The 12,373-nt window shown below is 38.3% G+C and carries 13 protein-coding genes and 1 tRNA gene; 9 read left to right on the top strand and 5 right to left on the bottom strand.

Annotation, left to right across the window (positions count from 1 at the left end; genetic code table 11):
• Positions 1 to 213 precede the first annotated feature (213 nt).
• From F565_RS23220 to F565_RS0110160, 5 genes are all read left to right on the top strand, one after another.
• A complete protein-coding gene (locus F565_RS23220; protein WP_231559611.1) occupies positions 214 to 585 on the top strand; it encodes a hypothetical protein in 372 nt (123 codons plus the stop codon).
• 132 nt (positions 586 to 717) lie between these two features.
• The gene (locus F565_RS0110175; protein ID WP_231559610.1) at positions 718 to 1,389 is read left to right on the top strand and encodes a hypothetical protein; all 672 of its coding nucleotides are present in this window, start codon (positions 718 to 720) and stop codon (positions 1,387 to 1,389) included.
• Positions 1,390 to 1,568: 179 nt separating this feature from the next.
• On the top strand, positions 1,569 to 2,324 hold the full coding sequence (locus F565_RS21450; protein WP_020213118.1) for a sensor histidine kinase: 756 nt from the start codon (positions 1,569 to 1,571) through the stop codon (positions 2,322 to 2,324).
• Between the two features lie 15 nt (positions 2,325 to 2,339).
• A complete protein-coding gene (locus F565_RS0110165) occupies positions 2,340 to 3,014 on the top strand; it encodes a response regulator transcription factor (protein WP_020213117.1) in 675 nt (224 codons plus the stop codon).
• A gap of 525 nt (positions 3,015 to 3,539) precedes the next feature.
• Positions 3,540 to 3,971 (top strand): response regulator, encoded by a 432-nt coding sequence (locus tag F565_RS0110160; RefSeq protein ID WP_020213116.1) that lies wholly within the window; start codon positions 3,540 to 3,542, stop codon positions 3,969 to 3,971.
• 73 nt (positions 3,972 to 4,044) lie between these two features.
• On the opposite strand, the gene F565_RS0110155 is transcribed toward F565_RS0110160, so the two are convergent.
• From F565_RS0110155 to F565_RS0110145, 3 genes are all read right to left on the bottom strand, one after another.
• Positions 4,045 to 5,343: a T9SS type A sorting domain-containing protein gene (locus tag F565_RS0110155; protein ID WP_020213115.1), complete on the bottom strand. Its 1,299-nt coding sequence runs from the start codon at positions 5,341 to 5,343 to the stop codon at positions 4,045 to 4,047.
• Positions 5,344 to 5,379: 36 nt separating this feature from the next.
• Positions 5,380 to 6,699 (bottom strand): T9SS type A sorting domain-containing protein, encoded by a 1,320-nt coding sequence (locus F565_RS0110150; RefSeq protein WP_020213114.1) that lies wholly within the window; start codon positions 6,697 to 6,699, stop codon positions 5,380 to 5,382.
• Positions 6,700 to 6,766: 67 nt separating this feature from the next.
• Positions 6,767 to 7,204: a retropepsin-like aspartic protease gene (locus F565_RS0110145; RefSeq protein WP_020213113.1), complete on the bottom strand. Its 438-nt coding sequence runs from the start codon at positions 7,202 to 7,204 to the stop codon at positions 6,767 to 6,769.
• Between the two features lie 99 nt (positions 7,205 to 7,303).
• Between F565_RS0110145 and F565_RS0110140 the strand changes: the two genes are divergently transcribed.
• The 4 genes from F565_RS0110140 (at position 7,304) to F565_RS0110120 (ending at position 10,430) form a co-directional block, all read left to right on the top strand.
• Positions 7,304 to 8,071, top strand: a complete 768-nt coding sequence (locus tag F565_RS0110140; protein WP_020213112.1) for a TatD family hydrolase — start codon at positions 7,304 to 7,306, stop codon at positions 8,069 to 8,071.
• 68 nt (positions 8,072 to 8,139) lie between these two features.
• Complete coding sequence (locus tag F565_RS0110130; RefSeq protein WP_020213110.1) at positions 8,140 to 9,273, top strand: 1-acyl-sn-glycerol-3-phosphate acyltransferase; 1,134 nt, start codon at positions 8,140 to 8,142, stop codon at positions 9,271 to 9,273.
• Positions 9,266 to 10,291, top strand: coding sequence for an asparaginase (locus tag F565_RS0110125; protein WP_020213109.1), 1,026 nt, complete (start codon positions 9,266 to 9,268; stop codon positions 10,289 to 10,291). The genes F565_RS0110130 and F565_RS0110125 overlap by 8 nt, the downstream gene beginning before the upstream one ends.
• A gap of 51 nt (positions 10,292 to 10,342) precedes the next feature.
• Positions 10,343 to 10,430 (top strand) — tRNA-Ser (locus tag F565_RS0110120).
• 69 nt (positions 10,431 to 10,499) lie between these two features.
• On the opposite strand, the gene F565_RS0110115 is transcribed toward F565_RS0110120, so the two are convergent.
• Together F565_RS0110115 and F565_RS0110110 are read right to left on the bottom strand one after the other, a co-directional pair.
• Positions 10,500 to 11,498, bottom strand: coding sequence for an NADP-dependent oxidoreductase (locus F565_RS0110115; protein ID WP_020213108.1), 999 nt, complete (start codon positions 11,496 to 11,498; stop codon positions 10,500 to 10,502).
• A 1-nt stretch (position 11,499) separates the two neighbouring features.
• Positions 11,500 to 12,267, bottom strand: a complete 768-nt coding sequence (locus tag F565_RS0110110; protein WP_020213107.1) for an SDR family oxidoreductase — start codon at positions 12,265 to 12,267, stop codon at positions 11,500 to 11,502.
• Between the last annotated feature and the right edge of the window lie 106 nt (positions 12,268 to 12,373).

The raw sequence follows: 12,373 nt of genomic DNA, 5'->3' as shown, positions 1-12,373 counted from the left end.
AAAATGAATAATTTGCATAAAAGCATATCCTGCTATTTATTTTTAATGCTTTGCATAGATGCAACCTGTAAAATAATACCCTATTTTATAGGCTCTAATTTAATTATGCTCCCCATTTTTAGCTTTATCGAGCTTTTGTTTTTCGTTTACTTCTACAATAAACATTTATTATCTAAGCCCAATAAAATAATAATAGGTTTAGGCCTGCTCGGAATGTCGTATATAATTACAGAGTTCTTTCAGTACTTTGTATTTAATACCATTAATGTTAAGCAGTTTCAGCCTTATGCTAAAATTACAGATAACTTTATAGTAATTATTATGGCGTTGGTTTTTTACTACCAAAAAATGAATAGCTTTAACGAAACATGGTTAACAAACTTTAAGTTAAATACAGTAATACTGCTTTACTTTACTGTTAATGCAATTATATTTCTGCCCTTCAACTTTATAATAAATGCATCGGGCAATGCTAAATTTTATATCTGGACAATAAACGTGTTTTTCATAACATCCTTTTATCTTTACTTAACAATCCTTATCTGGAAAAATGGCAGCAATAAGTTGCAAAGTATTTTTGAGTAGATAACTACCGTTTAGCAACTGTTACAAAAACATCTATTTGTATTCATTCCTGTTATATTTTAATTTAACTTTATAGAGGCAAGGTCATGCTTTAAGCATCCTGATTTATTTGCAGTTATATTTAAAGGTAAAATGGATCTAAAACTATTATCTATGGCTATAGGGCACTTGTCCTGTGTCGTGTTATGTATTGGTATAATTTTAGGCATGCTGTTTTATAAAAGGCTAAGCGGCCTGCACAAATGCCTTACGTGTTACCTTGCATTAATGCTGGCGGTAGAAGTTGCAAGTGTTGCAGTAATGATGTATTGCAGCAGTAATTTAATTATACTGCCCATTTTCAGCTTTTTAGAAATGCTCTTTTTTGTTTATTTGTATAACAGGTATTTACTGCCACGGCCAGATAAACTACTGCTTGGGTTAGGGCTTGCAGGTGCTATATTTATTATAGCCGAGTTTTTACAAAACTTTGTTTTTGCCACAGTAGCCATTAAAGATTTTCAGCCTTATGCTAAGGTGGTCGATAATTTTATTATAGTTATAATGGCCTTGTTTTTCTTTTATCAAAGGGCAAACAGCTTTTGCGAAACCATGTTTACTAATTTCAGGCTTAATGCAGTAATCCTTATTTTTTTTACCATAAATGCCATTATGTTCCTGCCCTTCAATTTTTTTATTAACGATAATACGGGCACCCAGTTTTATGTATGGACTATTAATGTTGCAGTAATAGCGCTGTTCTATACATACCTTGTGTCATTAATTTATACATGCGGTATTAAAAATAAATGCCATATTGCTTAATTTTAAAGCATAGGGAGCCAAATGGTTATAGAATAAGCGGCAGGCAGTGTGTTTTATAAAGAGCAGTTTGTGGCAAAATTGTATATTCCCGGTACACATCTGCATCATTTTGTAATCACTTTAACTAATTTATTAAGTACTTTTGCGGCTTAACCATCGATGAAGTTTAGCGTAGTGATATGGAAAAATGGCAGGACCCACAGGTAATTGCCCTATGGATAGCAATTATTGTTGTATTGGTTTTTACCATACTCTTTTTTGTGATATGGATAATGTATACCGGTTATAAACGCATGACCGAGGCTAACCTGCGCGAAGCACAAACGGCGCTGGAACATCAAAAAAAATTACTGGAAACCAACTTACAGGCACAGGAAAAGGAACGCGAGCGCATTGCTGCCGATTTGCACGACAGCCTTATAGGCAAGCTTAGCGTTATACGCCTTAAGAGCCAGACAGGTGTTGCCATTAACGATATAGATGAAATGCTGGGCGAAAGCATTGCCGAAGCCCGCCGTATATCGCATGACCTTACACCACCGCTCATAGCATTTTCTAATATAGAAGACCTGATAGATAATGTGGTAAGCCCGTGGCAGCAAAAGCTTAATATTACCTATTATAAAGATGTGCGCACTGCCGCTGCCTTATCTCCCGAAATTAAAATTCAGCTTATTCGTGTGGCTCAGGAGCTGGTTACAAACATTAATAAACATGCTCAGGCAACAGCTGTGGTTATCCACTTGCGTCATACTAATAAAAATTTTATATTGCTTGTAAAAGATAATGGTCGCGGCTACGAAGCCGGACAATTAAAAAAAGGGCTTGGCCTGCACAGTTTAGAGTTACGAATGCAGTACCTTAACGCAAAATACCGTGTTACATCTGCCCAGGGCAAAGGTACAGCTACTTTAATTGTAGTTCCTGCTACATAAATTTAAAACCTTACCATGGAAGATATTACTATTGCCATAACCGATGATGATGCCCTTATTGTAAGCCTCCTTGAGGCATACCTGCAAAACTGTGCAGGTATGAAGGTGTTATTTACCGCAGGCAATGGTAGCGATTTGTTTTCTCAGCTTGCAGGGGCGGCAGTTAAGCCGCATATATTATTGCTCGACCTGCGCATGGACGGTATGGATGGCATAGAGATAACAACACATCTTAAAACCATTTACCCCGATATTAAGGTTATAGTAATATCATCGCATTACCAAAAAACCTTTATGGGTTTTATGCTTAAAACCGGTGTGGCTGCCTTTTTGCCAAAAGGTATATCGCCCGCGCACCTTACAGATGTTATAAACACGGTGCATAAACAGGGCTTCTATTTTGAAGGCGACCAAATGGAGGTACTTCGTGAACAGATAACATCTAAGTCGCCTAAGCCGGTACTGGATGATGAAGAGGTATTATCTGAAAGGGAACTGGATGTATTAAAACTTATTTGCCAGCAAAAAACGGCTAAAGAAATAGGAGAGATACTTTTTATTACACAACGCACAGCCGAAGGGCATAAAAACAACCTGTTTGCTAAAACAGGTGCGAAAAATATAGCAGGCCTTGTAATTTATGCCATACAGCACACGATTATAAAGGTGGAAGACCTGCCAGTTATATAATAATTACGTTGTTCTTAAATTTGCAAATTACCTTATAATGTTCTGTTGCATTATTTTAAGTTGTATTCTTAAAACTACATCAATTTATAGCGCGTAAAACTACCTGTTTGTATAAATCAGGTAATTTCTACCTATGTACAGCACTTGTTTAAGCGCATCTTTGTATCAGAATAATCGGCGGTAGTAATTACAAAATGATTATTCATGTTAATGCAGTATTAACTGTAATTGGTTAATAGCGAGCATGACATTTTAAAAAAGCCTGTAATGTAAAGACTAATTTAAATTTTTTGGCCCCCTCAAAAAACAATGTTGTCTTACCAAATTATTTCTTTTAACCAACAGGCTTTTTTTTTCTTAACCATGGCATCTTAATTACTAAAGGTATTTTTATTTTTTAGCCCGGGAGCGGCAGGCGTGCTGCTCCCATCTTTTTTCATCGGCAAAACATGAGTTTTTAACGAAATTTTTATAAGATTTTACGCTTGGTTCTTAATGCTTAATTTTTTATTTTATATTTGACTTATGAAAAAGAACGGCGATATCATAATCATTGAAGATGATGCAGATGACAGGGAGATTCTCGCCGAAGTTTTTGAGCAGGTCTTACATGAAAATAACTACAGCAACCGGTTGGTAATGCTCGAAGATAGTGCCAAGGTAATAGATTACTTAAAAGAAACGGGTACAGAACCTTTCCTTATGCTATCTGATATCAATATGCCCAAGGTAGACGGCTTTACCCTTCGCGGCCGTATTTTTAATGACCCTGAACTTAAAGACCGTTGTATACCGTATATTTTTTTAACTACATCCGGCACTAACCAGGATTACATACAACAGGCATATCAAATGTCTGTGCAGGGATATTTTTGTAAACCCGTAAGGTTTGAAGATTACAAAAAGCTTATTTCAGAAATTATTTCCTATTGGAAATCAAGCAAAGCACCATCGTAGTAAACGGGTACTTTGCCCTGATATATAACAAGCAACACCCCACTTTTGTATTTAAAAGTGGGGTGTTGTTTCATTATTCTTTTACAACACGTATTGTCTTACTATTATTGCCTGCCTGTATTTTTACAAAGTAAATACCGCTATTTAGTGCAGCAAAGTTTAAAAATACTTCTGTAGTATTTACAATATTGTTTAGCACCTGCTGCCCAAGCGTATTATATATTGCAATATTGTTTATATCTATTGTATTTTTAATGCTTAACGTGTTTTTAACCGGATTAGGATAATAGGCAAGATTTTGCAATGTATTAGTATTTGTGCCTAATATCAAACTTACGGTAACACCAAGGCGTTGTGAACTGCGAACATCGTTTACATATTGCTCGGCATAATAAGTACTGCCATCTGTTAATAAAGTTGTTATCGGCAACATAATATTTCCTGTGAGTGTGGTATACCATTGTATATTTTCGCCGGTAACCTCAAGGTTAGCAAGGGTTTCTCCGGCTGTAAATGTTTGCAGCCTTTCTCCTGCAGGAGGGTTAGCTGCCACTATCTCAAAAGATAAAACAATTTGATTACCGCAGGCGTCCTGTACCCGTGCCTGATGCGCACCGGGAATAAGGTTAGTAAAAATATTAGACTCCTGATACGGATTAACATCCATAGCATATAAAAAAGGTGCTACACCTGTTGCCACTAAAATAGCAGTCTGATCATTAATCCCCGTTTGCAGGGTTAATACATTTGTGCCTAAATGTTGCGGTACTGCCCTAAAACATGTGGGCACGTTAGGGTTTGATGTTTCGTTTACAACCCTTAACCATACGGTAGATGCCGTGGTAGTGTATGAAGCAGGATCTGTAATAAGATTTTGCTCCATCAGGGCATCATCTTCGGTTGCATAATAACTTACTGTATAAGCAGGGTTAACTAAGTCATTATTCAACGTAAGGTTATATGTAGGCTGCCCCTCGCAGTTAGACGGGTTGAGGGTAGGCAGATTCCCTACTACGGCAGACGGCAGCACCCGCAACGGCAATGTGGTAACAGCATAATTAACGGGGTTTGCAATTTGGGTAACCCTGATATATATTGTTTGTGTGCGTGCAGGCGAAAATATGTTGGTATATGTTTCGGGCTCCTCAATAGCATCCGTATTATCCTGAGCAGATTGTTCGGTTTCATGATAGGTAACCGCATACTCGTTGGGAGGCAGCACGCCTAATACAATCGGGGTATTTACAGTAAGGTCAAACATTGTAACACCATCATTGTTGGGGTCGCATAAAGCAAATTCAGGAAGCGGCTGAACTTCTAACTGGGCAAAAGCTGCCGTGCTGAATAATAAAAAAAGTAGTAGTTTTTTCATTGTATGGGGTATGCTTACTGTAGATTATGTTGCGTATTATTCCTTCACAACCCTTATTGTTTTACTGCTTTCACCCGCCTGTACTTTTACAAAGTAAATACCATTGCTAAGTGAAGATAGGTCAAGATTAGTTTCGGTGGCATTAATTGTATTGTGCATAACCTGCTGCCCAATTGTGCTGTAAACTGCAATGCTGTTTATAGGCGCCGCATTTTTTACATTAAGCATATTCTTTACAGGGTTGGGGTAATACGTAAGCGTTTGCAGAGCATTGCTGTTGTTACTTAAAACCAAATGTACCGTAACAGCAAGGCGCAATGCTCTCAGCCTGCCGCCTGCACGTTCCGCATAATACGTGGTACCGTCTGTAAGCGGCGTAGTTATAGGTAGTACATTGCCTTCCGTAGCTGCATCATACCACACAACGTTATCGCCCGAAACTTCCAGGTCGGCAAGAGTTTGCCCTTCAGTAAAGGTTTGCGAAGTTTCTCCTGTGGGTGGTTCTGGGCTTGCAACTATCATAATAGAATATGTATACATATTGCCACAATAATCTAACACTTGTATGCTATACATACCCGGAGCAAGGTCAGTAAAAACGTTTGATGTTTGAGCAGGCGTGGGATAAGAGCCTTGTTGAGGACCGCTAATTATTGAATAACTAACCGGAGTACCACCTGTAGCTATAAAAGTTACAGTATTACCTGCAACAACTGCACTTAATTGAAGAATGCCATAAGGATTAAGCCGCTGTTGCAAAATTATAAAACAGGCAGGCGCAGTTGCTACCGATGGAACACTTGCTACCCTTACCCATACACTTTGCTCATTAGTAACATAAAAATCTGGATTAGCTATTGCATTTGTTCCAGCACTGGCATCAGTTTCTGTTGAATAAAAAGAAACTTCGTGCAGTGGGTTATGTAGACCATTATTTAAAGTTAAGTCATACTCCGATCCAGTACAATATAAAGAGTTTATAACAGGTAAGGTTACTGCATCAGGTATTGGAACTACCCTTATATCTAAAATTGTACCAGCAAAATTATCTGTATTAGCAATCTCTGTTACCCTTGCAAATAGTTCCTGGGGTGTGGCCGATACATAAAGGGTGTATAAGTAAGGCAGTACGGATGTATTATGCCGTGCATCATCTTCTGTAAGAAAATAGCTTACTGAATATTCTTCAGGGTTGTTGCTTCCTAAAATATAAGCATTATAATCGTTCAGGTCAATTGTTACGGTACCATTGCCATCCTGATCGCAATAATAAGATGGGGGTGGTACGTTAATTTCAATTTGAGCAGTAGCAGTAAAAGCCATAAGGCTTAATAAGAAAAGGTAAAAGTGTTTCATATTGATGATAGTATATGTATTCGCCAAAAATATAAAAACAGCCTTACAATTAGTGTTTTACAGGGTTTTATTTTAAGTAAAAACAAAAATTAGCGTAGTCTATAATGGCTTTCCCTTTTATAAGCACGTCTGCCCCTATAATACCGTGTACGGGTTTTGCTTTATACTGGCGCAGTGCCTCATTAACATGCGACATATCAAAAATAACAAGCCCAAAACTTTTGTTTTTCCAGCGGCCCATTTTCAATGTATTTTTTAAAGATGTTTGTGTTAGCATCCCCGTTCCCCCGGCACCGGCAGCACGGGTATCAGAATCGGCTGCCGAGAGCTCAAAATGGGTTATTCCTGCAAAATCTACACAACTGTTAGAGGCTCCGGTATCAAGTATAAAGTTGCCTTCTATGCCATTTATTTTAGCTTTTACAAGCAAGTGCTGTGTTTTGCTGAGTTTAAATTTTATGCGCCTGTAGCCTTTGCTTTTTAAGCTGCTGTAAAGATCCTGCATGGGGTATAATGTATTGAATCTCAAAAATACTTAAATTATCATATTAAAAATGTAAAAGCGGTGCCAACTTTGTAATTTTGCGGCTTACTTACAAAAGCTATGATATTTACAGATACCCATACCCATATATACAGCGAAGAATTTAGCAATGACCGCGATGCTATGTTTCAGCGTGCGTTTGATGCCGGTGTGCAACGCCTTTTTGTGCCCTCTATAGATTCGGGAACCACCCAAATTATGTACGACCTCGAAGCGCAATACCCGGATAATGTTTTCCTTATGATGGGGCTGCACCCTACGTATGTAAAAGAAAACTATCTGGAAGAGCTTGCCCATGTAGAAGCCCAACTTGCAAGCCATAAATTTTATGCCGTGGGCGAAATAGGCATAGACCTTTTTTGGGACAAAACCCGGCTTAAAGAGCAGCAGCATGCCTTTAAGCATCAAATTCAGCTTGCTAAAAAGTATAACCTGCCCATAAACATACATTGCCGGGATGCTTTTGATGAAACTTTTGAAGTACTGGAAAGCGAAAAAGCAGACAACCTGTACGGAATTTTTCATTGCTTTACCGGAGATTACGAGCAGGCTCAAAAAGCCATTGGCTACAATATGAAGTTAGGCATAGGCGGTGTGTCTACCTTTAAAAACGGTAAGATAGACCAGTTTTTGCACGATATAGATTTACAACATATAGTCCTAGAGACAGATGCTCCCTACCTGGCACCGGTACCTTACAGGGGCAAGCGCAATGAGAGTGCTTACATACCCTTAATTGCACAGAAACTTGCAGATATTTATGGGGTTACCATACAGGAAATTGCTAATGTAACCACGGCTAACAGCAAAAGCGTTTATGGTATTTAACAAAGATTTTGAGTTAATTTCAATAAATTTTTGTTCTTTTGCAGATAGTTTTAACCTTAAAGAAGTACATGTCGAAATTTGATCATATCAGGCCTTTTTATGACAGCGAAGTAAACGAGGCACTACGTAGTGTAGCACACCACCCTATGATGAAAGCCCTCATGAGCTTTACCTTTCCCGATGTTGAAGAACCGGTTTGGATAGAGCAACTTAAAAAAACGCATTCTAAACGCGATTTTCAGGCAAATTTTATATATAATGCGGTACACCAGGTGCTTAAAAAAAGCTCTGATGGGTTTACCACATCGGGTTTTGAGAAACTGGACAACCACACCCCGTACCTTTATATTTCTAACCATCGCGATATTATACTCGATACGTCGTTGCTTAACGTGGCGCTGTTAGACCACGGCCTTATCATGACGGCATCGGCCATTGGCGATAACCTTGTTAAAAAAACATTTTTACAGGTACTGTCAAGGCTTAACCGAAGCTTTTTGGTGCAAAGAGACCTTACCCCGCGCGAGTTGCTGCAAAGCTCTAAACTAATGTCTGAATATATTTACCAGATGCTTAGGCGCGAAAACCGCTCTGTATGGATAGCGCAGCGCGAAGGCCGTACTAAAGATGGTAATGATGCCACACAGCAGGGCGTGCTTAAAATGCTTGCCATGGCAGCAGAAGGCGTGCCGCTTATGGAATACTTTAAGAAAATGAAAATCGTTCCGGTATCTATTTCTTATGAGTATGACCCTACAGATGCGTTAAAGATGCCGCAATTGCTGGCTAAAGCTAATGATGAGGTGTATGTAAAAGAAAAGAATGAAGATTTTAATACGCTTCTTAGTGGTATTATGGGCCAGAAAAAGCGCATTCACCTGCATGTGGGCGATGTACTGGATACCGAGCTTGATGCCATTGCAGCAGAAAGTGAAAATAACAATAAGCAAATACAGTCGCTTGCACAGGTTATAGACGATTCTATATTAAGCACCTACAAGTTGTGGCCTACAAATTATGTGGCTTATGATTTGCTTTACAATACTAATCAGTTTGCTGATAAATATACCGAGAAAGAAAAGCAGATTTTTGAACGCAGGATGGAAATGCGTATAGATGTAGATAATAAGATTTTAAAAGAGGGTATTCTTAACATTTATGCTAACCCGGTGGTTAACAAGCTAAAATACAGCAATGCCTAAACCTAAAATTTTATTGTTATATACAGGCGGTACCATAGGTATGGTTAAGAACTTTGAAACGGGTGCGCTCGTGGTTTTTAATTTTAAGGAACTGCTGCAAAATATACCCGAACTAAAACAGCTTGACTGTGATATCGAAACTTTCTCGTTCGAAAAGCCTATAGATTCGTCTGATATGGATCCTGAAAAATGGGAAAAGATGGCGACTGTAATCAAAGATAATTATACAAATTTTGATGGTTTTGTAATACTGCACGGGTCAGATACCATGGCATACTCTGCATCGGCGTTAAGCTTTATGCTGCAAAATCTTGATAAGCCGGTTGTATTTACCGGGTCGCAATTACCCATAGGCGATTTGCGCACAGATGCCAAGGAAAATCTTATTACAGCCATACAAATAGCATCCCTTACCGAAGGTGGCGAGCCTGTAGTGCGGGAGGTATGCCTCTATTTTGAATATAAGTTATACCGCGGCAACCGTACCACAAAAATTAGTGCCGAGCATTTTAATGCTTTTACATCGCCTAACTATCCTGCATTGGCAGAATCGGGCGTGCATTTAAAAGTAAGTAAAGAGCAATTTTTACCCAGAAGTATAAATAAAGATCTTGAAGTAGGGTTAAATTTTGATGGTAATGTAGCTATACTTAAAATTTTCCCGGGATTAAACGCACAGGTGCTTACTGCCATTATAAACATACCTACCTTAAAAGGCATCGTACTCGAAACCTACGGGTCTGGCAATGCGCCGTCTGCCCACTGGTTTATAGGCATTTTGCAAAAAGGCATAGAGCGTGGCCTGCATATTGTAAATGTTACCCAGTGCTGGGGAGGCCGTGTAAACATGGGGCAGTATGAAACCAGTACTATGCTTAAGGAAATTGGGGTAATATCCGGAGCTGATATTACAACCGAAGCTGCCATAACAAAGATGATGTACCTGTTGGGTCAAAACGTTGCACACAGCGATTTTAAGCAGCTGTTTGAAACCTCACTGCGCGGAGAATTGTCGTAATTAGTTTTAGCAATCCATTATTTAATACTATTTTTGCACCCGCAATACCTTAGAGAGGTGGCCGAGTGGTCGAAGGCGCACGCCTGGAAAGTGTGTATACTCCACAAGGGTATCGAGGGTTCGAATCCCTTCCTCTCTGCAAATACCCTGTAAATTAATTATTTACAGGGTATTTTAATTAGGACATATAGGCTCTTGTATTATAACATTATTTTATTTTAATTACTACTTTACCTTTTGCACGTCCGCTTTCAACGTATTTCAGGGCATCATTCGTTTTTTCAAACGCAAATACTTTATCTATCACTGGTTTAATAATATTAGCTTCAATTAGTTTAGTGATTTCCTGTAGCTGGCTTCCTTCAGCCCTCATAAAAAGGAAAGAATAATCAACATGATTTTTTTTAGCTTTACTTTTTATGCTAAAACTAATTAGTGTCAAAATTATCTTCAGGTACCAGGGCAGCCCAATATCGTTTGCTAATTGGGGTGTAGGAGGGCCTGAAATTGAAATAGCCTTACCGCCCGTTTTTAAAATTTTAAGTGATTTTTCGAGTGTTTTAGTATCCTGGCTGTTAAGTACTACATCATAATCTTTAAGGATGGATTCAAAATCCTGCGTTTTGTAATCTATTATTACATCAGCACCCAGGCATTTAAGTAATTCAAAACTTTTATTACTAGCGGTAGTGGCGACGGTTGCACCCAGATGTTTTGCCAGTTGTATGGCTACAGTACCTACGCCCCCAGAGCCCGCCTGGATAAATATTTTCTGCCCTTTTTTTAAATTAGCCCTTTCTACCAATGCCTGCCATGCTGTAAGTGCGACCAATGGCATGGAAGCTGCTTCTTCCATACTTAGGTTTTTAGGCTTAAATTCCACATACTTTTCATTTATCGAAATATATTCTGTAAACGTACCTATATGGTAATCTGGCGTGCGGGAATATACTTCGTCGCCAATTTTAAACCTGGTAATATTTTTTCCTACTTCGGTAATGATGCCGGCTACGTCATGCCCCAGAATTATAGGGAATTTATAGGGAATCATTAATTTGAACTCTCCTGTTTTAATTTTTGAATCCAAAAGATTAACCCCTGCCGAGTGAACCTCTACCACAACTTCATTTGCGCCAACCTTTGGAGCAGGTAAATCTGCAAGTTGTAGGCTGTCTTTGGTGTATTTATTTATTATAAATGCTTTCATCTTATTTTTTTAAAAGTTGATGGCTTTTCGCCGGATTAATAATCTTAAAGGCAAATTTTGGGAGAAATCTGTTAATTAGGTTAAACAATTTTGCATCTCCCACTCTTATAGTATAATTGTTTTTTTGTAAGCCGTTAATAAGGCCTTTTACCATTTCTTGGGGAGATATTTTTTTATCATCTCTGTCTGCAGTCATTTCTGTAGCAACAAGTGGTGGAATCAGTTCAAATATCTTCACGTTACTGCCAATGATTTTTAAATGCTCACGAAGTGATATGGTATAAAAAGCTAAAGCCGTTTTAGAAGAAGAGTAGGTGGCTTCGATTAATGACGGAGCCTGACTTAATATAGAAGTTGTATTGATTATTGCAGCTTCTTTTTTAGATTGTAGCATGTCCATAAAAATGTTATTTAGCCTTATCACACCCAGATAATTAACTTGTATTTCGTAAGCAGCGCCTTCAATATGTTTCTCGTTGGCTATGCCTAAATTTGATGGAGGAATGAGCACAGCAGCATTGTTATATAAGATATCAATACCTCCCAGTGCTTGTACTTTCGTAAAAAGAGCTTTCGTTTCCGCTTCACTTCCGGCGTCACTTTGTATTACAGTTAAAGCCGGATAGGCTTTTTTAGCAGCATCTAATTTTGCCTGATTTCTTCCGGTAATAATTACTTTAGCACCAATGGCTAAAAATTGTTTGGTGGCTTCAAGGCCTATACCCGATGCACCACCCGTAATCAGGATTGTTTTGTTTTTTAAATCCATGTTATTTTGTTTTGATATTATTACTAATCAGTAAGCGTTCAGGTAGTGTTTTACATAAAAAAATTAGTTTTAAAATATACTTTTTAGTCTATTTTATAATAAAAAA

The sequence above is a fragment of the Flavobacterium rivuli WB 3.3-2 = DSM 21788 genome, assembly GCF_000378485.1.
GTDB lineage: Bacteria > Bacteroidota > Bacteroidia > Flavobacteriales > Flavobacteriaceae > Flavobacterium > Flavobacterium rivuli.
The sequence above is the reverse complement of the archived record's forward strand: the minus strand, read 5'-3'. Positions and strand labels throughout refer to the sequence as shown.